Here is a 23,758-nt window from a genome sequence, read left to right as displayed (position 1 = left end):
GTCTTTCGATGCGCGGCGCGTCAACTTTTCATTTCGATGAACGTTTTCTAGGATGTAGTCAGCGAAAGCCTTCAGCTTTCCAAGCCATCCTTAAGGCGCACGTAAGTCTCGTACGCATTCCGTGCCTTGGGGTCCAATCCTTCCAGTTGTAGCGCGCTTTCGCGCTGTACAATCAGCAGCGCATACGGCTTGGAGAGCGCGCTGGCCTCTTCGCAGAGTTTGAGTTCGTCGCCGCTCGACGGCGAGCGGGCGCGCCAGAAATTGATCGCGGCTTCTAGGTCGTTGATCGAAATATCGGACATGTTTGGATTTAATCGTTCGCTGGCCGCCATGCTTGATGTCAGGTGTTGCGGCGCCCCTGTGGAAACGGCGTCGTGCTGTCCGCGTGCCTGAACCGCCAACCCATTGTACTTGAGCGAACTTCATGCGACTCCTTCTGATCGAAGACGACCGCCCCATCGCACGCGGTATCCAGAGCAGCCTCGAGCAGGCTGGCTTCACCGTCGACATGGTGCATGACGGCATCTTTGCCGAACAGGCGCTGGCACAGAACCGCCACGAACTCGTGATCCTCGACCTCGGCCTGCCGGGCATCGACGGGATGACGCTGCTCACGCGCTTCCGCCAGACCAACCGCCACACGCCCGTCATCGTGCTGACCGCACGCGACGAGCTGAACGACCGGATCCAGGGCCTGAACTCCGGCGCCGACGACTACATGCTCAAGCCGTTCGAGCCGGCCGAGCTCGAAGCGCGCATCCGCGCGGTGATGCGCCGCAGCGGCCCGCACAGCGACATGCCGCGTCCGGAAGTGTCGCTGGGTGGCGTCCGCCTGTCGGGCGTCGACCGTCGCATCTTCAACGACGACAAGCCGCTCGAACTGTCGCCGCGTGAATTCGCGGTGCTCGAGATGCTGCTGCTGCGTCACGGCCGCGTCGTCAGCAAGGCCCAGCTGCAGGATCACCTCACGCACTTCGGCGGCGATCTCGGCGACACCGCGATCGAAGTCTACGTCCACCGCGTGCGCAAGAAACTCGAGCAGTGCCGTGTCGAAATCGTCACGGTGCGCGGCTTCGGCTACCTGCTGCAGGAAATCCGCCAGACGGCGAGCGTCTGAGCGGCACCGCACGCCGGGCGGCCGCGTGCCGCCCGCGTGTGCGCGCTGCTCCGCGTCGCCGCCCGGCGCACGACCGCGCCGCTCCTCGTGAGCGGCGCTTATCCATTTGCCCGTCGAAATGTCTCCTGATCCGGCTGTGACCACCAGCCTGCGCCGCTCGCTGCTTCGGCGCCTCGCCGCCCCGCTGTCGATGCTCGCGCTGATGAGCGGCCTGATCGCCTACTGGCTCGCGTGGCAATACACGCAGCACGTGATCGACCGCTCGCTCGCCGATCTCGCGACCGCCATCTCCAAACAGATCCAGATCGCCGGCCCCGACGCGCCGTTCACGGTGCCGCCGCTCGCGCAGGCGATGTTCTCCGATCCCGCCGAAGCACTGATCTACCGGATCAGCGACGGCGAACAGGAACTCGCCGGCGATCCGAAGCTGCCGCTGCAGGGGATCAACGTGCGCCGCATGCATCACGCGTACGTGTTCGAGGCCGAATACGACAACCGCGCGGTGCGGGTGGCGCAGGTGCGCGTCGACGACGTCGAAGGCGGCAAGCCGATGGTCGTCGAGGTCGCGCAGCCGGTGCGGCACCGCTACCGGATCGCGGCCGAATTCCTCGTCGCGATCATGATGCCGCTGCTGCTGCTGCTGCTCGCGGGCTGGGGCATCGTGTGGCGCGTCGTCAACCAGCAGCTCGGCCCGCTCACGCACCTGGCCGATTCGCTGAACCGGCAGACCCACACGTCGCTGGAACCGGTCGACGAAACCGAGGTGCCGCTGGAAATCCGGCCGCTGACGAGTGCGATGAACGCGCTGCTCGGCCGCCTGAAGACCGCGCTCGACGCGCAGCGCAAGTTCATCGCCGATGCCGCGCACCAGTTGCGCACGCCGCTCACGGCCGTGAAGCTGCACGCGGAGCAGGCAGCCGTCGCGCGCGACCCGCACCAGACCTTCGCCGCGGTGCGCGAACTGCGCGCGGCTGCCGACCGCGCGGTGCGGCTGTCCAACCAGTTGCTGTCACTCGCCCGGGCGGAGCCAGGCGAACAGGCCGCGCGATTCGTCGACGTCGACCTCGCGGCGATGGCGTTCGAGACGGGTGCCGAGTGGGTGCCGCGCGCGCTTGCATCGCACGTCGACCTCGGCTTCCAGCGCACCGACGATCCGGGTGACGACGAGAAGCTGGTCGTGCGCGGCAACCCCGTGCTGTTGCGCGAGGTGATCGCAAACCTGCTCGACAATGCGCTGAAGTACGTCCCGCTCGCGCGGCCGGACGGCGCACGGATCACGGTGAACGTTGCGCGCGGCGCACTCGAGGACGGCCAGCCGGCCGCCGAGATCGTCGTCGAGGACAACGGCCCCGGCGTGCCCGCCAATCAGCAGGCCGACCTGTTCAAGCGCTTCTTCCGCGGCGACGCGCAAAGCGGCAACGGTGTCGAGACGGGCGCCGGGCTCGGCCTCGCGATCGTGCACGACATCATCGCGATGCACGGCGGCACCGTCTCGTACGAGGATGCATCGGAAGGCGGCTCGCGCTTCGTGGTGAGGGTGCCGCTGGTTGCGCACACCGAGAAGCCGGCCAGCGAAACACCGGCCGCCGCGTCGACGCACTGAGGGACTCGCGGCGGGCGGCCGCCGAGCGGGCCGCACGCCGGATGAGGAAGGCGGAAAACACGGCTGCGCGACGCGCGCAGCCATCCGCTGAAACAACAACGGCAGCGCACGATGCGCCGCCGCCTGCGTCACTTCTTGCTTTTCTTGTCCTTCGACCGGGACTCGGACTTGCCGTCCTTCTTGTCCTTCTTCTTTTTCTTCTTGCCGCCCTCGTCGGACGTCGCGAGCAGCGTGCCGCGGCACGACGCCGCGCCGCAATGGCACGCGTACTCGCGCTTGAGCGTCTTCGTCAGCTTCGCGTCGATCACGAGGCCGTAGTCGTAGAACAGTTCCTCTTCCGGCCCGATGTCGCGCAGCGCGTGGATGTACACGCGGCCTTTGACTTCCTCGGCTTCGCAGTTCGGCGCGCACGAGTGATTGATCCAGCGCGCGCTGTTGCCGTCGATCTTGCCGTCGATCACCCCGCCCTCGTCCAGTGCGAAGTAGAACGTATGGTTCGGTTCGCTCGGGTCGTGCGGGTGGCGGCGCAGCGCCTCCTTCCACGAAATTCGTTCGCCCTTGTATTCCACTACGCGCTCGCCGGCCTTGATCGGCGCCACGGCGAACACGCCCTTGCCGTGTACTCCCGAGCGGCGCACCGCGATCCTGCGTGAACTCATCGAACGAATCCTTGTGAAGACGACTTGAATGGAAGACGGCCGTGGTCACGGCCTGGCGTCGCGCAAAACGAAAACGCGGCACCGGTGGGTGCCGCGTCGGGGCATGCGGCGAATCACTCGCATCCTACACGTTCACGATTGCTTCGTTCAACATCACACGCAATATTGCGCGCGCGGTGCTCAACGCTGACCGAATGCGATGTCGCCGAACAACGCCTTGTGCTCGCGCGGCTGCGAGCGCCAGTATTGCGGCGGCGCCGTCACCTGCGCGCCGAGCTCGGCCGCCGCATGCCACGGCCAGCGCGGGTCGTACAGCATCGCACGCGCCATCGCGACGAAATCGGCATCGCCTGCCTCGATGAGCCGGTTCGCATGCGCGGGCTCGTTGATCAGGCCGACGGCGATCGTCGGCATGCCGACCGCGCGCTTCACCGCCTGCGCGAACGGCACCTGGTAGCCGGGCGACAGCGGAATCTTCTGCAGCGGCGACACGCCGCCGGACGACACGTCGATCCAGTCGCAGCCGCGGCGCTTCAGCTCGTGCGCGAACGCGATCGTATCGTCGAGCTCCCAGCCGCCTTCGACCCAGTCGGTCGCGGACACGCGCACACCGACCGGCCGATCCTCTGGAAACGCCGCGCGCACGATCTCGAAGATCTCGAGCGGAAAGCGCATGCGGTTTTCGAGCGAGCCGCCGTATTCGTCGGTGCGCTGGTTCGCGAGTGGCGACAGGAACTGGTGCAGCAGGTAGCCGTGGGCCGCGTGCACCTCGATCGCGTCGATGCCGAGCCGTGCAGCCCGCTTCGCCGACGCCGCGAACGCTTCGCGGATCCGGTTCAGGCCCGCAGCATCCAGTGCGAGCGGCGGCGTCTCGCCATCCTTGTGCGGCACGGCCGACGGCGCGTGCGGCAACCAGCCGCCGTCGGCGACGGACACGAGCTGACCGCCCTGCCACGGCACGTTGCTCGACGCCTTGCGCCCCGCATGCGACAACTGCATCGCGATGCGGATCGGCGAATGCTTGCGGATCGCGGCCAGCACCGGCTTCAGCGCGGCTTCGGTCGCGTCGTCCCAGAGGCCGAGGTCGCCATGCGTGATGCGCCCGTCGGGTTCCACCGCGGTCGCCTCGATGCAGAGCAGCCCCGCGCCCGACAGCGCGAGATGGCCGAGGTGAATCATGTGCCAGTCGGTCGCCTCGCCGCGTTCGGCTGAATACTGGCACATCGGGGAGATCACGATCCGGTTCGGAAAGGTCACGCCACGCAGCGTGAACGGGGAAAACAGCGCAGTCATGGAAGCCGCTCGCCAGGAAGGGAAAGAGCGAACGAGCGTAGCACGCAGGCGGCCAGCGTGCAGATGGCGCGTCCGGCAGTAAGCGGATGGTCAGGTACGGCACGCGGCAGGTGGCCGGCAATGGAGATAAGGCGGCGCATACGGCGATGCGCCGGCCTGCAACGCATGCGGGCCGGGCATCCTGTTCGCGGCCAGCGGCGGCGCCGCTGGCGGCGTCAGAGTCCGACGCTGTCGAGCCACTCCGCGAACATGCGTCGCGCGGCCGCCTCGAGCGCGGGGCCGTGCTGCGCGGTATCGGCGCGCAACTGGCACGCGTCGATGCCGGGCGTCGCCGCGATTTCGCCGGCGTTCGCGATCAGCCACGGTTCGAAACGGTCGGTGCGGATTTCCGGATGGCATTGCAGCGCCAGCACGTGCTGGCCCCATGCGAATGCCTGGTGACGGCAGGCCGCGGTCGAGGCGAGATGAATCGCCCCGCCCGGCAGGTCGAACGTGTCGCCATGCCAGTGCAGCATCGACGTCGCCGCACCATCGAGATGGCGCAGCGGCGATGCGCGGCCGGCATCGGTGAGCGTCAGCGGCGTCCAGCCGAGTTCGTGCTGGGCAGCCGGATAGACGCGCGCGCCGAGCGCCCGGGCGATGAACTGCGAACCGAGACAGATCCCGAGGATCGGCAACCCGGCGTCGATGCGCTTGCGCACGAGCGCCGCGAGCGGCGCGATCGTCGGATATTGCGCATCGTCGTACACGCTGATCGGCCCGCCGAGCACGACGAGCAGCGACGGCTCGAGCACGTCGAGCACCTCGACCCGCGACGACCCGACGTCGACGTAGCGCACCCGCCGGCCCCGTTCGCCGAGCACCTGCTCGAAGCTCCCGAGGTCCTCGAAATGCACGTGGCGGATCGCCACGACTTCAGCGTTCATCATCGGCCTCCCGGTCGATCGACGGACGTCAGCCGGCGAAAATCTTCCAGGTCTTCTTCTGCGTCGCCGCGTCGGCCTCTTCCTGCACCGAGCAGTCGAGACGCAGATCGCTGTCGGACATCGAGATGTCGAGCGCCGCGCAGTGATGCACGGTCTTCTTCGACAGCTTGCCCGGCTGGAAGTGAGCGCACGTCAGGCACATGCGCTGCGGCGGCGTCGCACCGGCCACCTGCAGTTCGCGCAGCGTCTTCAGCAGCGCGCGATACAGTGCGCCCTGCTCGTCCGCGCCGAGCTTGCCGACCGCTTTCGTCAGGAATTCAGGCCATTGCAGCGCCTTCTTCGCGGCCGTCCGGCCACGGGCCGACAGGCGCACGGCCAGTGCGCGGCCGTCGTCCAGCGCACGGCGCTTCTCGACGAGACCCTTCGTTTCGAGCGTGCTCACCGCATCGCTCGTGGTCGCCGCGGTCAGCTGCGTCTCGCGCGCGATCTCGCCGAGCCGCATCGGGCCCTTGCGCTGCAGCAGCAGCACGAGAATCTCGCCCTGCGTCGGCGTGAGGCCTGCGCCTTCCGCCCAATCCCATGCCTGGCTTCGCATGGCCGTACTCAACCGCAGCAGGCTGTGGGTCACACGTCCCGAAGCCTGATTCCCGTAAACGCCTTCGCTCATAGTCTTTTCGCTTTGCCGCCGCCCGGTTTGCCGAGCGGCCGTAGTGTGGAGATCGAATGTCTATCTCAAAACAGACATGCTCTTGCGAGTATGTCAGCACGGCCGTCGCGAGGGCACACGCGGCGGTCGCGTTCGCGGCGACCGGTAAGACACTCGACGTTCCGGTGTCCGCAAAGCCGACATTCTAAGCGAGAGCGGAAAATCGCACAGCTAAGTTATCCCCTTCATTCTGTGGAAAATCACTGGATAACCAAGATTTTTCGTTGTGCCAGCAATGTCGAACGACCGCCAAACGGTGCGCAACGGCATTTTCCTGTTCGGATCGGCCATCGGGCCCACCGCAATGATCCACCGGGTTATCCCGTGCACAGATCGTTGACTTTGCAGCGGAATATCCGGTTATCCACAGATTTTCGGGACAACCGGCAACGATTTCGGCGGCAATCGGGGCCGCCGGTCATTCAGTGAATCGCGACTCGGTCGACCCCGTAATCTGCAAAACATTTTTTCACTCGCGCCAACGTAAGCACTGCTGGCGGACCGTCTCATTGAGCGATTTTTCCTGTTTGAAAACGGTTCTCAACCACGATGCGTCGTTCACGCGCGCCTTCGCGAGCGCGCCGATCTCGTCGAGCGCCGCGCGCGAACCGAGCGCGGCCGCATGCGGCGCGATCCGGTCGAGCGTGTCGAGGATGTCTTCGGCGATCGTGCGGCGCTCACCCGTCTGAGGATTCACGCAGGTGCCCTCGAGCCCGAAGCGGCACGCCTCGAAACGGTTGAACGTGTACACGAGGTAGTCGTCCTCGGACAGCTTCAGCGGCCGGTCGGTCAGCAGGTAGCGCGCGAGCGTCTGGATGTAGCAGGCGATCGCCGCCGCGCGGTCGACCGACAGCGGCGTGTCCATCACGCGCACCTCGATCGTCCCGTAGCCGGGCTTCGGCCGGATGTCCCAGTAGAAGTCCTTCATCGAGTTGACGACGCCGGTGTTCACCATCTTCGTGAAGTACTCCTCGAAGCTGTCCCAGGTCAGCACGAACGGCGCGCGTCCCGACAGCGGGAACGCGAACACCGAATTCAGGCGTGCCGAATGGAAGCCGGTGTCGACGTTCTGCACGAACGGCGACGACGCGGACAGCGCGATGAAGTGCGGAATGAAGCGCGACATCGAGTGCAGCAGGAACAACGCGCTGTCGGGATCGGGGCAGCCGATGTGCACGTGCTGGCCGAACACGGTGAACTGCTTGGCGAGATAGCCGTACAGCTCGGAGATGTACTGGAAGCGCGGCGCATCGTAGATCTGCCGGTCGCTCCATTGCTGGAACGCATGCGTGCCGCCGCCGGCCAGCCCGACGTTGAGCTGGTCGGCCGCCTTCACCAGCACGTCGCGGATCGCATGCAGCTCGCTCACCGCCTGCTCGTGCGAATGGCAGATGCCGGTCGACAGCTCGATCATGCTCTCGGTGATTTCCGGCGTGATGTTGCCCGGGAAGGTCTCGCCCTGGATCAGGCGCATCAGGTCGGAGGCCGCTTTGGTCAGGTCGTAGTTGTGCGTGTTGACGACCTGGATCTCCAGTTCGACGCCGAACGTAAACGGCTCGGAATTGACGAAGGTTTCGAGTGCCATGGCAGGTTCCGGAATCAGTTGCCGTCGCTGCGTTCACCGACCGCCGACAGGCAGCGGTACACGATGAACGGGCTGACGAGCTGCAGGATCACGATCGTGCACATCACGATCGCGCGCAGGTGCGGGTCGAAATTCGGATAGAGCTGGTAGGTGTCATCGACGAGCAGGTACGACAGCGCGGACATCGGCGTGAGCGCGATGCCGAGCGCGACGCCCTGCTTCATGCCGATGCCGCTCGGCTTCGCGAACGCGACGACGCCGGCCAGCTTCGCAACGAGCCGCGTGACGATCAGCACGATCGCGAGCAGCCCGCCGAGCGCGATGTCGCCCCACGTGAACGACGTGAGCGTGAGCACGAACAGCGTCACCGTCAGCAGCCAGCCGGCCGTGCCGAAGTGCTCGGGCCACAGTTGCGGGCGCGCCTCGAGGTTCTTCACGATGATGCCGGCGAGCAGCAGCGTGAGCAGCGTCGACAGCTTCAGCGCCTGGGCGACGGCGATCGCGAGCATCACGAGCCCGAACAACGCGACGAACGAATGCTCGTCGCGCATCGTCGCGGTCATGTGGCGGAACAGGTAGTTGCACGAACGCGCGACGACATACGCGACGATGAACGAACCCGCGAGCAGGTAGAGCGGCTGCAGGATCGTCGCGAACACGTTGCCGTACGCTTCCTGGTGGAGCCAGCTCGTCACGAGCTTGGTCAGCACGATCGCATAGACGCTGTTGAGCGCGGTGAGCGTGATGAGGCGTTGCGACACCTGCCCTTCCGCGCGCAGTTCGGTCTTCAGCTGGATCACCATCGACGGCGACGTCGCGATCGCGATCGCCGACAGCACCAACGCGACCATCCCCGACACACCGAGCGCAAGCATCACGAACAGCACCAGCACGAACGTCAGCGTGGCTTCGGCGAGGCTCGACGCGACGAGCCACGGATTGCGCCGGATCCAGCGCAGGTCGAGACGGCTGCCGAGCTCGAACAGCAAGAGGCCGAGCGCGACGTCGATCAGCAACCGCGAAGTTTCGTCGGTGCTTGCATCGATCACGCCGAAGCCGAACGACCCGGCAATGAGACCGATCACCGCATAGCCGGTGATGCGAGGCAGACGCCATGCGCGATAGCAAAGCTCGCCACACAGGCCGGCCGCGAACAACGCGAGCCCGGCCCAGAACACGGCATCCGGCGTAAGCGGCCAGTTGGGCAGGAATGAGAACGCCGACTTCATCGTGGTGACTTCTCCTTTGGAAGCGACCGCCAGCGACACGGGGTCAAGCGTCAGAAATGGATGCGCGCCGGCTGGGTATCGCCCCGAATGTGATTGTTGTGTCGACGACGGCGGGACATGGGATCCGCCTTTTCCACCACAGGGCGGAAAGTCGTTCAGGTTGCCGATCTGGATTGTCGGCCTGGTGTGTGAACGGACTGCGCAGTCTCGATGATTCAGATTCGAAATCGTGCCGACCGTTCCATTGAAGCATGTCCGGCGCCTGGCCGGATGAACGCGAAGGAAACCGATTGTGCCACAGCTTTTTCGGTCTGGAACCCATTGAATCGACTCGCGGCGCTGTGCGGCACCGCAGGTCTTTGGTTTCAAAGGTTTACTTGTATATATACGTAGTAGAAGTTAACAAAGGACGCACAGTTCTGTGGATAACTTCGGTTTACGTCGACAGATCAAGGCGTTGCAGAACCCATAACCCGTTGCACAGGCTGTTCGCGCACAGAGGTTTGAGTTGAGCAACTTTCGGGCCGCCTCACAGCTGTGCTGAGTTGCCCAGTTTACGTCCACTGTGATTACACACGAAGTGCGCGTGGATTTCGCGCGGTTATCCACAGCGTCGAGTGGATAACCTTGCGCGAAAAAATCGGGAAACTGTGAGCGGCTTGGGTGAACGGTCAGCCGGGCTGGCCGACGCGGCGCGCGCGCAACGCGCGGATCAGGAAGCGTGCAGGGTCGACGGCATCGGCAAGTTCGCGCTCGAGCGGCCAAGGCTCGCCTTCGAGTTGCGACGCGATCAATTCGGCGCCGAGCGCCGCCCATACGAGGCCGCGCGAGCCGAAGCCGAATGCGCCGTAGAGCCCGGGCATGCGCGGCAGGTCGCGTGCCTGCGCACCGCTCAGCGCGCGGGCATTGGCGATGGCGCTTGCTTCATCCGCGAGCGGGCCGAGCAGCGGCAGGCGGTCGCCGACGACCCAGCGGAACGCAACGCGGCCGCGCAGTGTGTCTGGGTCCGGCAGGTCGCCGATCAGGCCCGGTAGCAGATGCCGTACGCGCTCGATGTTTTCGAGGTGGCCGGCCGCGCGCATCGCGGGATCGACGTCGTCGGGTTCGAACGTCGCGCCGATCAGCAGCGTGCCGTCGTCGAGCGGCACCGCGTAACCGTCGCCGATCGTCGGGCACGGCAGCGGTGCCGTGCTGCCGGCCGGCAGCAACGTGAGCTGGCCGCGCACCGGCTGCAACGCGACATGGTGCAGCCCGGCGAGCCGCGCGGCGTCGCCGGCATTCGCGAGCACGACGACGGGCGCTTCTGCCAGCGTGTTGCCCGCATCGTCGAGTGCATGCCATGCGTCGCCCCGCCGTTCGAGCTTGGCAACGCGGGTGGACGCGAGCAAGCGCACGCGCTCGCCGGCCGCCGCATATTGGGCCGCGCACAGGCCGGCCGGCCAGACGGCGCCGCCGTGCGGAAACAGCAGGCCGCCCTGCGCGACCGGCAGGTTCAGATGCGCACGCGCGGCCTCGACGTCGAGCAGCGAGACATAGTCGGACGGCGCACCGAACGCATCGAATGCTTCGCGCATCCGTTCGAAGTCGCCGGCCGATTCGGCGAGATGGATCATCCCGTGCGTGCTGCGCGCGAATGCGTGGCCCGCGCGTTCGAGTGCGCGCCAGCGTGTAATCGCATGCAGGAAGCCGCCGCGCGTGAGCCGGCTCGCGACGTTGTCGTCGCGTGTCATCAGCGGATGAAAAACGCCGGCCGGATTGCCCGATGCTTCGCTCGCGATCCGCTCGTGCCGCTCGATCAGCGTGACTTCCCAGCCGCGCGCGGCCAGGCGTTCGACGACCGCGCAGCCGGCCAGGCCCGCACCGATCACGATCGCGCGGCGCGTCGCAACGGGCAGCGCGAGCGGCGGTTCGTGCCGGCGCGCGCGCCAGCGCGGCGCATATTCGCCGACGAGCAGATCGTCGACCTCGCGATACGTGAAACCCGATTTGTCGAGGGCGTGTTTCAACGCATCAGAACTCGCATGCGCTGCAAAGGTGGCGTGTTCCCCGGCGATTTTCGACAGCGCGCGGATCACGTCGGCCGATTGGAGATCCGCGTCGTTCGATGCCGCGAAGCGGTCGAGACAGAACGCGTCGGCGCGCGCGACGATCTTCCCCAGCATGTCGATCGCATCGCCGAACGCCAGCGTGAGCACCACGCGTCCTTCGTCGAATTCGAGCCGGTGCAGGCCCGGTACGCGCATCGGCCACGCGTCGGCCAGTGCATCGACATCTGCCGATATGGTTGTGTCCGCAACGATGTGCGAAGCGGCGCGGCGCAGGTCGTCGCGCGAGAACGGATGCGGTTCGACTGCGACAAAATGCAGCCGCTCGCAGCGCGCGGGATCGTCGCGCCAGGCGGCCCAGGCCGCGAGAAAGCTGCCGCCCGCGCCGAATCCGGTCGCCACGATCGTGAACGTGCGGCGGCCCTGCCAGCGTGCCGGCAGCCCATTGCCCGCGACGAACACGCGATGCGCGAGCGCGCCTGATGCGCCGCGATGGAGATCGCCGAACTCGGGCGAGACGAGCGTGCCGTCGTCGCGGCGCGCGAGCGTGGCGGGAACAAGTCGGTCGGTCATGCGAAACAAAAAACGTGGCAGCCAAGCCTGGCAAGGGATTGCGCGGGGCCGTCCGACCGGTCGTTGGAAAAAGCCAACGGCGCGGCGCACGGGCGGACCGCGCTGCGTATCCTGTCCGGTTGGCGCTGGTCAAAAAACGGGCAGTCGATGATTCATTCGGCGAAATACCGATGAAAATCTTTGAAACCCTTGTCGTTATTGGGTTTGCGCTGCGCTATCATAGCAACGCCGTACCGCGGGGTGGCCACCGGCTCACCGGAGGGCGCGTCGCGCGGGCCAGGATTCGGCGCTGTGTCGTCGGAGTCTGACTCTCGACGGCACGGTTCGCGCACGTATAATCGGCGCGTTCGCGCTGTTCGTGTCAACCTAACCTGATAAAGGAACCTTAATGAACAAACAGGAACTGATCGACGCCGTCGCCGCCCAAACGGGCGCCAGCAAGGCTCAAACCGGCGAAACGCTGGACACGCTGCTCGAAGTCATCAAGAAGGCCGTGTCGAAGGGTGATGCGGTTCAGCTGATCGGCTTCGGCAGCTTCGGTTCGGGCAAGCGCGCAGCACGTACGGGCCGCAACCCGAAGACCGGCGAAACCATCAAGATCCCGGCAGCCAAGACGGTCAAGTTCACGGCTGGCAAGGCGTTCAAGGACGCCGTCAACAAGCGTTAAACCAGCGCCTGTTCCAAGAAAAACCCGCCTTTCGGCGGGTTTTTTGTTGGGCGCGCGCAGCATTTTCGCCACAGTCCGCGCCCCTCTTGCAAGATTTAACGGTTGTTTTTACAACGCGTTACGCGTGCACGATCTGCGTGTCGCCGTGATCGTCGTCGTCGTGCGAATCGACGTCCCACGCCGGGAACGGATCGTCGAACGCGTGCCATCCGGCCGCGCCGAGCGCGAATTCCGCATCGGTCAGCAGGCACGCATCGAGCTTCTCGCGCCATGCATCCGCGTCGAGCGCGATACCGATCAGCACGAGTTCCTGCCGGCGATCGCCCACTGTGCGATCGTCGATGTCGCCGTGCCATTCGGCGCGGATTTCACCGAGCAGCTCGTCGTCGTCCGGCCATTCGGCGCGATCCTGCGCCGCCCACCAAAGCCCCGCCGGGCCATGTCGGCATACGCCGCCCGCCTGCGACAGCGAACCCGCGATGTCGTTGCGCGTCGCGAGCCAGAAGAAGCCCTTGCTGCGCAGCACGCCCGGCCACTCCTGATGCAGCAGCGCCCAGAGTCGCGCCGGATGAAACGGCCGGCGCGCGCGATAGACAAAATTGCCGATCCCGAATTCGTCGGCTTCGCCGTGCACATGCGCATGATGTTCGTCATGGCAGTCGGGGTCGTCGCAATGCGTGTGATCGTGATCGAGCGACGCGAGCCAGCCCGGAGCGTTCGCGGCCTCGTCGAAATCGAAGCGGCCCGTGTTCAGCACTTCGTCGAGCGGCACGTTGCCGAACGTCGACACGACCTGGTGCGCGCGCGGATTGAGTCGCGCGAGGATGTGCTGCAGGCGGGCAAGGTCGTCCGCGGCGACGAGGTCGGCCTTGTTGATCACCAGCACGTCGCAGAATTCGATCTGCTCGATCAGCAGCTCGACGAGCGTGCGGTCGTCCTCTTCCGATGCGGCGATGCCGCGCGTCGCGAGTGCATCGTCCGAGCCGTAGTCGCGCAGGAAGTTGTACGCGTCGACCACGGTGACGAGCGTGTCGAGCCGCGCGATGGTCGACAGCGACGTGCCGTCATCGTCGACGAACGTGAAGGTTTCGGCGATCGGCATCGGCTCCGCGATGCCGGTCGATTCGATCATGATCGCGTCGAAGCGGCCTTCCGACGCGAGCGTGCGGATCTCGACGAGCAGGTCGTCGCGCAGCGTGCAGCAGATGCAGCCGTTCGACATCTCGACGAGGCGTTCCTCGACGTGCGACAGTGCCTGCGCGTCGCGCACGAGCGACGCATCGATGTTGACCGCCGCGAGATCGTTGACGATCACGGCGACTTTCAGGCCCGCGCGGTTCGCGAGGACGTGATTGAGCAGCGTGGTCTTGCCGGCGCCGAGGAAGCCGGACAGCACGGTGACGGGCAACGGCTGGTTCATTGCCGGATTCATAGCGATATGCACCAACGGAAAAATTGAAAAAGCGGCCGCGACGCCCTTCCGGGGCGCGATCGTCCCGCGGACGGGCGAAATTGCGGCGTGAGATCCGCATTGTGCATCAAACGCGCGCCGGCCGGCCGGTACGGCATCAGGCCGCGCTGCGGCGCGGCGTCACTGCACGGGCGGCAGCAGCTTCCACTGCGTCAGGATGCCGGCGATCTGCCGTGCATACTTGTCGCGCAGCGACGGGGTTTCCGAATGATAGGCGCCGACCGCCTGCCACGTGTTGCCGTAACGGTTCATCTTCTGCTTGAGATGCCACGCGGCGATATAGACGTTCTTGCACGGCTCCATCAGCGTGTCGCGGCCGATTCCATAGCGCGACAGCGTGGGCAGGTGGATCGAATTGATCTGCATCAGGCCGTAGTCGACCGAGCCGTTCGTGTTCTTGTTCAGCGCGCCGGGCCGGTTGCGCGATTCCTGCCACGCGATCGCGCGCAGGATCAGCGGATTGACCTGCTGATATTTAGCGGCCTCGTCGAAACAGTCCGCGCGAGCGTTCGCGCTGGCGAAATACCCGCCGGCGGCGATCAACACGATCGAAACGAACCGTCTGTTCATGGTGCGAAATCGACAAGAAAATGCGTGAGGGTCGGGAAAACCCGTGCCTGTTACTCGTGCGACGAGAATCGTGCCGCCCGTATCATACCGACAGTCCGTCAGCTTGCGACAGTCAGGAATACGGCCGCCCGGTTATACCGCATTTCCGTGTCGGTTCATCGTGAAACGGGAGCGATGGCCGCATGCCGAGAATAATGCAGAATCTTACAGATTGCATACGGTTCGCCGGATACATGTCGTATGTGAGACAGTCCTCGGATCAATGTGATATTTCGGACATGAAAAACTGCTAATGTCGCCTCTTTCGGACTTGGATCCCAGCACTACCGCCGGAAGTGGCCTGAGCCGGCATCGACCCATTCATCCATGACAAGAAATCGCTTCGTTATGCGGCGTGTCGCCACGACCCTGATCGTCGCCGGCATCATCGTCTCGCAGGCCGCCTACGCTCAGGTCACGCTCAATTTCGTGAATGCGGATATCGACCAGGTCGCCAAGGCGATCGGCGCCGCAACCGGCAAGACCATCATCGTCGACCCTCGTGTGAAGGGGCAGCTCAACCTCGTGGCCGAACGGCCGGTGCCGGAAGACCAGGCGCTGAAGACGCTGCAGTCGGCGTTGCGCATGCAGGGCTTCGCACTCGTGCAGGACCACGGCGTGCTGAAGGTCGTGCCCGAGGCCGACGCGAAGCTGCAAGGCGTGCCGACCTACGTCGGCAATGCGCCGCAGGCGCGCGGCGACCAGGTGATCACGCAGGTGTTCGAGCTGCACAACGAATCGGCGAACAACCTGCTGCCCGTGCTGCGGCCGCTGATCTCGCCGAACAACACGGTTACCGCCTATCCGGCGAACAACACGATCGTCGTGACCGACTACGCGGACAACGTGCGGCGCATCGCGCAGATCATCGCCGGCGTGGACAGCGCCGCGGGCGCGCAGGTGCAGGTCGTTCCGCTGCGCAACGCGAATGCGATCGACCTCGCCGCGCAGCTGCAGAAAATGCTCGACCCGGGCGCGATCGGCAACAGCGACGCGACGCTGAAGGTGTCGGTCACGGCCGACCCGCGGACCAACTCGCTGATGCTGCGCGCGTCGAGCGCGTCGCGCCTCGCGGCCGCCAAGCGGCTCGTGCAGCAGCTCGACGCGCCGAGCGGCGTGCCGGGCAACATGCACGTCGTGCCGCTGCGCAACGCCGATGCGGTGAAGCTCGCGAAGACGCTGCGCGGGATGCTCGGCAAGGGCGGCGGCAGCGAGAGCGGCTCGTCGGCGTCGTCCAACGATGCGAACAGCTTCAACCAGAGCGGCGGCTCTTCGTCGAGCGGCAACTTCTCGACCGGCACGTCCGGCACCCCGCCGCTGCCGTCGGGCGGCCTCGGCGGCTCGTCGTCCTCGTCCGGGTATGGCGGCGGCTCGTCCGGCGGTGGCCTCGGCACCGGCGGCCTGCTCGGCGGCGACAAGGACAAGAGCGGCGACGACAACCAGCCGGGCGGGATGATCCAGGCCGACTCGGCCACCAACTCGCTGATCATCACCGCGTCCGATCCGGTGTACCGGAACCTGCGCTCGGTGATCGACCAGCTCGACGCACGGCGCGCGCAGGTCTATATCGAAGCGCTGATCGTCGAGCTGAACTCGAATACGTCCGGCAACCTCGGCATCCAGTGGCAGGTCGCGAGCGGCCAGTTTCTCGGCGGCACGAACCTGAGCCCCCAGCTGGGTATGGGCAATAGCATCGTCAATCTGACGACGGGCTCGGCGGGCACCACCGGGGCCGGCCTGGCGGCCAACCTGGCTACGCTGACCCCAGGCCTCAACATCGGCTGGCTGCACAACATGTTCGGCGTGCAGGGGCTCGGCGCGCTGCTGCAATACTTCGCGGGCGTGAACGACGCGAACGTGCTGTCGACGCCGAACCTGATCACGCTCGACAACGAGGAAGCGAAGATCGTCGTCGGCCAGAACGTGCCGATCCCGACCGGCTCGTATTCGAACCTGACGAGCGGCAATACGAACAATGCGTTCAATACCTACGACCGTCGCGACGTCGGCCTGACGCTGCACGTGAAGCCGCAGATTACCGACGGCGGGATCCTGAAGCTGCAGCTCTATACCGAGGATTCGGCGGTCGTCAGCGGCACGACGAACGCGCAGACCGGCCCGACCTTCACGAAGCGCTCGATCCAGTCGACGATCCTGGCCGACAACGGCGAGATCATCGTGCTCGGCGGCCTGATGCAGGACAACTACCAGGTATCGAACAGCAAGGTGCCGCTGCTCGGCGACATTCCGTGGATCGGTCAGCTGTTCCGTTCGGAATCGAAGCTACGCGCGAAAACCAACCTGATGGTGTTCCTGCGCCCGGTGATCATCTCCGACCGCAGCACCGCGCAGGAAGTCACGTCCAACCGCTACGACTACATCCAGGGCGTGACGGGCGCGTACAAGTCGGACAACAACGTGATTCGCGACAAGGACGATCCGGTCGTCCCGCCGATGCCGATCGGCCCGAGCCAGGGCGGCACGGCCGCGGGCAACCTGTTCGACCTCGACAAGATGCGTCGCCAGCAGCTGCAGCGCCAGGTGGCGCCGGTGCCGGCCCAGCCGTTGCCGGAAGCGACGCCCGCGCAGCCGCAGAGCGTGCCGCAGCAGGCCGTGCCGCAACAGCCGCTGACGGCCACGCCGGGAGCGTCGCAGTGAGCGACGTGCACGCCTCTTCCACCCACGACGGCGCGCCGGGCGAACGGCAGCCGCCGTCGCCGCTGGCCGCGCGACTGTTGCCGTACGGCTTCGCGAAGAGCGGCCAGGTGCTGATCGCGCATCAGCTCGACGACACGCTCGAGGTGTGGATCAGCGAACGCACGAGCGACGCCGCGCTCGCGGAAATCGCGCGCAACTTCGGCTCGATCTCCGTGCATCGCGTGCCGGCCGACGAGCTCGCGCAGGCGATCAACCATGCATACGCACGCCAGGACGGCAGCGCCGCGCAGGTGGTCGGCGAAGTCGAGGGCGAAGTCGACCTGTCTCGGCTGATGCAGGACATCCCCGAAGTCGAGGATCTGCTCGAATCGGAAGACGATGCGCCGATCATCCGGATGATCAACGCGCTGCTCACGCAAGCGGCACGCGAACAGGCGTCGGACATCCACATCGAGCCGTTCGAGAACGCGTCGGTCGTGCGCTTTCGCGTCGACGGCACGCTGCGCGACGTCGTGCGGCCGAAGAAGGCGCTGCACGGCGCGCTGATCTCGCGGATCAAGATCATGGCGCAGCTCGACATCGCCGAGAAGCGCCTGCCGCAGGACGGCCGCATCACGCTGCGCGTCGGCGGGCGGCCGGTCGACGTGCGGGTGTCGACGCTGCCGACCGGGCACGGCGAGCGCGCGGTGCTGCGTCTGCTGGAAAAGGATGCGCAGCGCCTGAATCTCGAGGCGCTCGGAATGGGCCGCGACACGCTCGTGCAGTTCGACAAGCTGATCGCACGCCCGCACGGCATCGTGCTCGTCACGGGCCCGACGGGTTCGGGCAAGACGACCACGCTGTATGCGTCGATGTCGCGGCTCGAAACCGCGACGACGAACATCATGACCGTCGAGGACCCGATCGAATACGACCTCGGCGGCATCGGCCAGACGCAGGTGAACGAGCGGATCGGGATGACCTTTGCCCGTGCGCTGCGCTCGATCCTGCGTCAGGATCCGGACGTGATCATGATCGGCGAGATCCGCGACCTCGAAACCGCGCAGATCGCGGTGCAGGCATCGCTGACGGGCCACCTCGTGCTCGCGACGCTGCACACGAACGATGCGGCCTCGGCCGTCACGCGGCTGACCGACATGGGCGTCGAGCCCTACCTGCTCGCGTCGTCGCTGCTCGGCGTGCTCGCGCAGCGGCTGGTGCGGCAGCTCTGCCCCGTCTGCAAGGAAGAACGCCAGGAAGAAGGCCGCACCGTGTGGCATCCGGTCGGCTGCGACAAGTGCGGACATTCGGGGTATTCGGGCCGGCGCGGCGTATACGAACTGCTGCTGGTCGACGAGTCGATCCGCTCGCTGATCCACCGCAATGCCGCCGATGCGGAGATTCTCGCCGCCGGCCGGGCGGAAGGGATGCGCACGCTGCGCGACGACGCCGAGCGCTGGCTCGCGTCCGGTGCGACGTCGCTCGAGGAAGTGCTGCGCGTGACGGGAGGCGCATAGCGCGATGCCGGCATTCCGTTTCGAAGCAATCGATTCGGCGGGACGCGCGCAGAAAGGCGTCATCGATGCCGACAGCGCACGTGCCGCGCGCGGCCAGTTGCGTACGCAGGGGCTCACGCCGCTCGTCGTCGAGCCGGCCGCCAGCGCGACGCGCGGGGCGCGCTCGCAGCGGCTCGCGTTCGGCCGCAAGCTGTCGCAGCGCGAACAGGCGATCCTCACGCGCCAGCTCGCGAGCCTCCTGATCGCCGGGCTGCCGCTCGACGAGGCGCTCGGCGTGCTGACCGAGCAGGCCGAGCGCGACTACATCCGCGAACTGATGGCCGCGATCCGCGCCGAGGTGCTCGGCGGCCATTCGCTCGCGAATGCGCTGGGCCAGCATCCGCGCGACTTTCCGGAAATCTACCGCGCGCTCGTCGCGGCCGGCGAGCACACCGGCAAGCTCGGCATCGTGCTGTCGCGCCTGGCCGACTACATCGAGCAGAGCAACGCGCTGAAGCAGAAGATCCTGCTCGCGTTCACGTATCCGGGGATCGTCACGCTGATCGCATTCGGCATCGTCACGTTCCTGCTGAGCTACGTCGTGCCGCAGGTCGTCAACGTGTTCGCGAGCACGAAGCAGCAGCTGCCCGTGCTGACGATCGTGATGATGGCGCTGTCGGATTTCGTGCGCCACTGGTGGTGGGCGATCCTGATCGCCGTCGTGCTCGTCGTGTGGTTCGTGAAGGCGACGCTGTCGCGCGACGGGCCGCGCCTCGCATTCGACCGCTGGGTGCTCACCGCGCCGCTCGCGGGCAAGCTCGTGCGCGGCTACAACACGGTGCGCTTCGCGAGCACGCTCGGCATCCTCACCGCGGCGGGCGTGCCGATCCTGCGCGCGTTGCAGGCGGCCGGCGAGACGCTGTCGAACCGCGCGATGCGCGCGAACATCGACGACGCGATCGTGCGTGTGCGCGAAGGCTCCGCGCTGTCGCGCGCGCTGAACAACGTGAAGACGTTTCCGCCGGTGCTCGTGCACCTGATCCGTTCCGGTGAAGCGACGGGTGACGTGACGACGATGCTGGATCGCGCGGCCGAAGGCGAAGCGCGCGAGCTCGAGCGTCGCACGATGTTCCTGACGAGCCTGCTCGAGCCGCTGCTGATCCTGGCGATGGGCGGCATCGTGCTCGTGATCGTGCTGGCCGTGATGCTGCCGATCATCGAGCTGAACAACATGGTGCAGTGACGGCCTGACCGCGGGGCGGGCCGTCGCCTTCGGCTTCAGCGCACGTAGATCGCCGGGGACGGCGTGTTGGCGGGCAGCTGGACTTCGGTGCGGGCGCCGTTGCGCTCGACGATGATCGAGCGGGGGCGGACTTCGGCGAGCTTCGCGCCGGACGTGACGTCCGCGCCGAGCGACACGGCACGCGGCGGTTCGCCACCGACACCGATGATCGCGGCGCCGCCGTGGTCGAGCGCGAGGATGCCGAACAGGTGGATGTCCTGCACGGCATTCTTGTCGAGCTGACCGCCGAAGAGCGCCGCGGCGTCCTCGGTGCGGATCGGCAGCCGCGCGGCGGCGGCGGGCAGCGGCGCTTCGCGGGCGGACAGCGTGACGACCCAGTAGGTGGCCGTCGCGCACAAACCCGCGAAGAGGGCTAGGGAGAGGATCCGGATCGAGAGCGCGTTCATGCGCGCTATTGTACGGATGTATATGAAATTTGCGTTGGGTGAAAGCCCTCGGCAATGCGCGCCTTACAATGCGTGCTCCGCGCCCGCGGGTTCGGAAGGTTGCCGTCAGGCAATCGTCCGGCGCGCCGGGTGCGTCACCCGACCAACGACATTTTTTGGAAAGAGGTAGTCAGTCATGCAAACGTGGATCACTCGCCGCAACGCGGCCGTGCGTCGCCAGCGCGGTTTCACGCTGATCGAGATCATGGTGGTGGTCGCGATCCTCGGGATCCTGGCGGCGCTCATCGTGCCGAAGATCATGAGCCGCCCGGACGAGGCACGCCGCATCGCCGCGAAGCAGGACATCGGCACGATCATGCAGGCGCTCAAGCTGTACCGTCTCGACAACGGCCGCTACCCGACCCAGGATCAGGGCCTGAACGCGCTGATCCAGAAGCCGTCCACCGATCCGATCCCGAACAACTGGAAGGACGGCGGCTATCTCGAGCGCCTGCCGAACGATCCGTGGGGTAACGGCTACAAGTACCTGAACCCGGGCGTGCACGGCGAGATCGACGTGTTCAGCTACGGCGCCGACGGCAAGGAAGGCGGCGAAGGCAACGACACCGACATCGGTTCGTGGCAATAAGCGCTCACTGACCGGCCCGACGCTTCGTCCCCTTCTTCATGCTCGCCACTCGCACGACCTTCCGCTGCGGCCGCGATTGCCGTGTGCGTCGCGGCGCGGCTTCGTCCGCACCGGTGCGTGCCGACGGCGGGCAGGCGTTGCATGAGGCGCGGCGTCATCGCGCGCGCGGCTTCACGCTGCTCGAAATGCTGGTCGTGCTCGTGATCGCGGGGCTGCTCGTGTCGCTCGCGTCGCTGTCGCTCACGCGCAATCCGCGCACCGACCTGCGCGAGGAAGCGCAGCGCATCGCGCTGCTGTTCGAGACGGCCGGCGACGAAGCGCAGGTGCGTGCCCGGCCGATCGCGTGGCAGCCGACCGCGCACGGCTTCCGTTTCGACGTGAGCTCGCCCGACGGCTGGCGCACGCTGCGCGACGACCTGCTGCGCCCGCGCGACTGGGACGGTGGCGTCACGGGCGCCGACATCGATTATCCGGGGTCCGACACGCATGCGAACCGCGTCGTGTTCGGCACCGAGAGCATCGACACGCCGGTGCGCGTGACGCTGCATTCGGCGGTCGGCAGCGCGACGATCGTCGGCACCGGCAACGGCCGCTACGAGGTGCAATGACGATGCGTCGTCGCCTGCCCTCTTCCGTTTCTTCATCGCGCGGTTTCACGATGATCGAGGTGCTGGTCGCACTCGCGATCATCGCGGTCGCGCTCGCCGCATCGATCCGCGCGGTCGGCACGATGGCGACCAACGCGTCCGATCTTCATCGCCGCCTGCTCGCCGGCTGGAGCGCCGACAACGCGCTCGCGCAGATGCGGCTCACGCACGCGTGGCCGGAGATCGGCGAACAGAGTTTCGACTGCTCGCAAGGCAACGTGCAGCTCGTCTGCACGCAGCGCGTGAGCACCACGCCCAACCCGGTGTTCCGGCGCGTGCGGATTTCGGTGAGCATGCCCGGGCACACCGGCGTGCTCGCGCAAATGGTGACGGTGGTCGCGAATGAAACCAGCCGTCCGCTCTGACGCGCCGATGCGACGCCCGCTCGCCCGCCCCGCCCGCGGCTTCACGCTGATCGAGCTGATGATCGCGATCGCGATCCTCGCGGTGGTCGCGATCCTCGCGTGGCGCGGGCTCGACCAGATCATGCGCGGTCGCGACAAGGTCGCGGCCGCGATGGAAGACGAGCGCGTGTTCGCGCAGATGTTCGACCAGATGCGCATCGACGCGCGGCTCGCCGCGACCGACGACGAAGCCGGCCAGCCGGCGATCGGCGTGGCCGGCAATACGCTGCAGATCGTCCGCGAACTCGAGGTGCCGGGCGTGGCGCCGCGGCTGCAGGTGGTGCGCTACCGGATCGCCGGCGGGCGCGTCGTGCGCTATGCATCGCCGCCGATCGACGACGCGAACCGGCTGCGCAACATGCTGAAGGACAGCAGCGTCGAAGGCTGGAGCTGGGTCGCGCTGATGGGCGGCGTCGGCGCGATCGACGCGAAGCTGTACGTGCCGCGCGTGGGCTGGACCACCAACCTGCAGACGGCCAACGACGCGCTCGCGCAGAACAACGATGCGCTCAAGGTGCCGCAGATCGGCAACGCGCCGCCTGCCCGTGCGGTGACGGGGCTGCAGGTCAGCATCGGCGCGACGTCGCTGCGCGTGCCGGTCACGCGCATCTTCCTCGTCGGGGAATGACGATGCGCGCGCGCCCTCTCCGCTCATTATTGGTTGCCCGTGCCGCCGGTCGCGCACGGGCACGCGGCCGCCAGCGCGGCGCGGCGATCATCACCGCGCTGCTGGTCGTCGCGCTGTCGGCGATCCTCGTCTCGGGGATGCTGTGGCGCCAGCAGGTGCAGATCCGCCGGATCGAGAACCAGCGCGTGATCGCGCAGGCGCAGTGGGTCGCGCGCGGCGCGCTCGACTGGACCCGGATGATCCTGCGTTCCGAAGGCGATACGGCGCCCGGCATCACGTATCTCGGCGGCATCTGGGGCGTGCCGATCGCGAAGACGAAGCTGTCGGACTTCCTCGGCCGGATCGGTGCGCCCAACGACGCCGGCGGCGAAGACACCTATCTCTCCGGCTCGATCGAGGACGCGCAGGCGAAGTTCAACCTGCGCAACCTCGTGGCGTCGCCGGCGCCCGGCGTGCTGCAGTTGAACGTCACGCAGGTCCAGGCGTTCCAGCGCCTGCTGACGACGCTCGGCTACGACGGCGCGTTCGCGAAGCGCATCGCGCTGCAGGTGCGCGCGAGCCTGCTGAATTCGGCGACGCGTTTCCAGATGCCGACGCTGCCGGGTGGCGGTACGGCGCCGCCGGTCACCGCGCCGGTGACGACCGATCAGCAAGGCGGCGGCGGCTTCACCGACGATCCCGGCATGACGGGCGGCGATCGCGGGCCCGCGCCGCTGATGATGACGGGCGTCGACAGCCTGCTCGACGTCGACGGCGTGACGCCCGAGATGGTCGCGCGGTTGCGCCCGTTCGTCACCGTGCTGCCGACTACCACGCCCGTGAACATGAACACCACGCCGGCCGAGGTGATCGCGGCGCTGATGCCGGGGATGAGCGTGTCGTCCGCGCAGGCGCTCGTGTCGCGCCGCGAGACCGTGTTTTTCCGCAACGTCGGCGACGTGCAGCTCGCGCTGCGCGGCGCCGGTGCGCCGAACGTGACGCTCGACTCGAGCGTCATCGACGTCAATTCGAGCTATTTCATCGTGCATGGCCGGATCCAGCATGACCGGGCGGAGGTTGATCGCACCTCGCTCGTGTATCGTGATCCGACCACGCACTCGACACGGGTCGTGCGCATTCGCGACCAGCTATAACGACGCCAATCGG

The 23,758-nt window shown here is 66.6% G+C and carries 22 protein-coding genes; 11 read left to right on the top strand and 11 right to left on the bottom strand.

Annotated features, from left to right (window positions below; genetic code table 11):
• Positions 1 to 71 precede the first annotated feature (71 nt).
• A complete protein-coding gene (locus CFB45_RS00390; RefSeq protein ID WP_039351485.1) occupies positions 72 to 302 on the bottom strand; it encodes a DUF3717 domain-containing protein in 231 nt (76 codons plus the stop codon).
• Between the two features lie 122 nt (positions 303 to 424).
• Between CFB45_RS00390 and CFB45_RS00385 the strand changes: the two genes are divergently transcribed.
• Positions 425 to 1,117 (top strand): response regulator, encoded by a 693-nt coding sequence (locus CFB45_RS00385; RefSeq protein ID WP_006401494.1) that lies wholly within the window; start codon positions 425 to 427, stop codon positions 1,115 to 1,117.
• A gap of 118 nt (positions 1,118 to 1,235) precedes the next feature.
• Complete coding sequence (locus CFB45_RS00380) at positions 1,236 to 2,720, top strand: sensor histidine kinase (protein ID WP_089424135.1); 1,485 nt, start codon at positions 1,236 to 1,238, stop codon at positions 2,718 to 2,720.
• 128 nt (positions 2,721 to 2,848) lie between these two features.
• On the opposite strand, the gene CFB45_RS00375 is transcribed toward CFB45_RS00380, so the two are convergent.
• From CFB45_RS00375 to mnmC, 7 genes are all read right to left on the bottom strand, one after another.
• Complete coding sequence (locus CFB45_RS00375; RefSeq protein WP_089424134.1) at positions 2,849 to 3,379, bottom strand: SET domain-containing protein; 531 nt, start codon at positions 3,377 to 3,379, stop codon at positions 2,849 to 2,851.
• A 180-nt stretch (positions 3,380 to 3,559) separates the two neighbouring features.
• Positions 3,560 to 4,672, bottom strand: coding sequence for an NADH:flavin oxidoreductase/NADH oxidase (locus CFB45_RS00370; RefSeq protein ID WP_089424133.1), 1,113 nt, complete (start codon positions 4,670 to 4,672; stop codon positions 3,560 to 3,562).
• A 215-nt stretch (positions 4,673 to 4,887) separates the two neighbouring features.
• Positions 4,888 to 5,598: a glutamine amidotransferase gene (locus CFB45_RS00365; RefSeq protein ID WP_089424289.1), complete on the bottom strand. Its 711-nt coding sequence runs from the start codon at positions 5,596 to 5,598 to the stop codon at positions 4,888 to 4,890.
• A 28-nt stretch (positions 5,599 to 5,626) separates the two neighbouring features.
• A complete protein-coding gene (locus tag CFB45_RS00360) occupies positions 5,627 to 6,265 on the bottom strand; it encodes a MarR family winged helix-turn-helix transcriptional regulator (RefSeq protein WP_027788730.1) in 639 nt (212 codons plus the stop codon).
• Positions 6,266 to 6,773: 508 nt separating this feature from the next.
• Entirely contained in the window at positions 6,774 to 7,889 is a 1,116-nt protein-coding gene (locus CFB45_RS00355; RefSeq protein WP_006490006.1) for a YbdK family carboxylate-amine ligase, read from the bottom strand.
• Between the two features lie 14 nt (positions 7,890 to 7,903).
• Positions 7,904 to 9,118, bottom strand: a complete 1,215-nt coding sequence (locus CFB45_RS00350) for a cation:proton antiporter (RefSeq protein ID WP_089424132.1) — start codon at positions 9,116 to 9,118, stop codon at positions 7,904 to 7,906.
• 671 nt (positions 9,119 to 9,789) lie between these two features.
• Positions 9,790 to 11,736: a bifunctional tRNA (5-methylaminomethyl-2-thiouridine)(34)-methyltransferase MnmD/FAD-dependent 5-carboxymethylaminomethyl-2-thiouridine(34) oxidoreductase MnmC gene (mnmC, locus tag CFB45_RS00340; protein WP_089424130.1), complete on the bottom strand. Its 1,947-nt coding sequence runs from the start codon at positions 11,734 to 11,736 to the stop codon at positions 9,790 to 9,792.
• A gap of 388 nt (positions 11,737 to 12,124) precedes the next feature.
• On the opposite strand from mnmC, the gene CFB45_RS00335 reads away from it, so the two are divergent.
• Positions 12,125 to 12,403, top strand: a complete 279-nt coding sequence (locus CFB45_RS00335; protein WP_006401505.1) for an HU family DNA-binding protein — start codon at positions 12,125 to 12,127, stop codon at positions 12,401 to 12,403.
• 118 nt (positions 12,404 to 12,521) lie between these two features.
• Here the strand turns inward: CFB45_RS00335 and CFB45_RS00330 are convergent, their stop codons facing one another.
• Together CFB45_RS00330 and CFB45_RS00325 are read right to left on the bottom strand one after the other, a co-directional pair.
• Positions 12,522 to 13,835 (bottom strand): GTP-binding protein, encoded by a 1,314-nt coding sequence (locus CFB45_RS00330; RefSeq protein WP_089424129.1) that lies wholly within the window; start codon positions 13,833 to 13,835, stop codon positions 12,522 to 12,524.
• A 159-nt stretch (positions 13,836 to 13,994) separates the two neighbouring features.
• Positions 13,995 to 14,444 carry a lytic transglycosylase domain-containing protein gene (locus CFB45_RS00325; RefSeq protein ID WP_069246751.1) on the bottom strand — a complete coding sequence of 150 codons (450 nt, stop codon included), beginning with the start codon at positions 14,442 to 14,444 and terminating at the stop codon, positions 13,995 to 13,997.
• 366 nt (positions 14,445 to 14,810) lie between these two features.
• Here CFB45_RS00325 and gspD point away from each other — a divergent pair, with 366 nt between their 5' ends.
• The 3 genes from gspD to gspF are packed head-to-tail and all read left to right on the top strand — an operon-like array spanning position 14,811 to position 19,859.
• On the top strand, positions 14,811 to 17,141 hold the full coding sequence (gspD, locus tag CFB45_RS00320; protein ID WP_089424128.1) for a type II secretion system secretin GspD: 2,331 nt from the start codon (positions 14,811 to 14,813) through the stop codon (positions 17,139 to 17,141).
• Positions 17,138 to 18,637 (top strand): type II secretion system ATPase GspE, encoded by a 1,500-nt coding sequence (gene gspE, locus CFB45_RS00315; RefSeq protein ID WP_039351516.1) that lies wholly within the window; start codon positions 17,138 to 17,140, stop codon positions 18,635 to 18,637. The genes gspD and gspE overlap by 4 nt, the downstream gene beginning before the upstream one ends.
• A 4-nt stretch (positions 18,638 to 18,641) precedes the next feature.
• A complete protein-coding gene (gene gspF / locus CFB45_RS00310) occupies positions 18,642 to 19,859 on the top strand; it encodes a type II secretion system inner membrane protein GspF (protein ID WP_069246748.1) in 1,218 nt (405 codons plus the stop codon).
• Between the two features lie 35 nt (positions 19,860 to 19,894).
• Here the strand turns inward: gspF and CFB45_RS00305 are convergent, their stop codons facing one another.
• Positions 19,895 to 20,305, bottom strand: coding sequence for a type II secretion system protein N (locus CFB45_RS00305; protein ID WP_039351532.1), 411 nt, complete (start codon positions 20,303 to 20,305; stop codon positions 19,895 to 19,897).
• Between the two features lie 175 nt (positions 20,306 to 20,480).
• Here CFB45_RS00305 and gspG point away from each other — a divergent pair, with 175 nt between their 5' ends.
• Genes gspG through gspK form a run of 5 tightly spaced genes read left to right on the top strand, consistent with a single transcriptional unit; the run spans position 20,481 to position 23,745 of the window.
• On the top strand, positions 20,481 to 20,933 hold the full coding sequence (gene gspG, locus CFB45_RS00300) for a type II secretion system major pseudopilin GspG (protein WP_011350483.1): 453 nt from the start codon (positions 20,481 to 20,483) through the stop codon (positions 20,931 to 20,933).
• Positions 20,934 to 20,971: 38 nt separating this feature from the next.
• The gene (locus tag CFB45_RS00295; RefSeq protein WP_089424127.1) at positions 20,972 to 21,541 is read left to right on the top strand and encodes a GspH/FimT family pseudopilin; all 570 of its coding nucleotides are present in this window, start codon (positions 20,972 to 20,974) and stop codon (positions 21,539 to 21,541) included.
• Positions 21,542 to 21,543: 2 nt separating this feature from the next.
• The gene (gspI, locus tag CFB45_RS00290; protein WP_046550081.1) at positions 21,544 to 21,945 is read left to right on the top strand and encodes a type II secretion system minor pseudopilin GspI; all 402 of its coding nucleotides are present in this window, start codon (positions 21,544 to 21,546) and stop codon (positions 21,943 to 21,945) included.
• Positions 21,946 to 21,952: 7 nt separating this feature from the next.
• Positions 21,953 to 22,612: a PulJ/GspJ family protein gene (locus tag CFB45_RS00285; RefSeq protein ID WP_039351910.1), complete on the top strand. Its 660-nt coding sequence runs from the start codon at positions 21,953 to 21,955 to the stop codon at positions 22,610 to 22,612.
• A 2-nt stretch (positions 22,613 to 22,614) separates the two neighbouring features.
• Positions 22,615 to 23,745: a type II secretion system minor pseudopilin GspK gene (gene gspK / locus CFB45_RS00280; RefSeq protein ID WP_089424288.1), complete on the top strand. Its 1,131-nt coding sequence runs from the start codon at positions 22,615 to 22,617 to the stop codon at positions 23,743 to 23,745.
• The last annotated feature ends 13 nt before the right edge of the window (positions 23,746 to 23,758 follow it).

Source organism: Burkholderia sp. HI2500, assembly GCF_002223055.1.
Lineage (GTDB): Bacteria > Pseudomonadota > Gammaproteobacteria > Burkholderiales > Burkholderiaceae > Burkholderia.
This window is presented reverse-complemented; position numbering and strand designations above follow the sequence as displayed.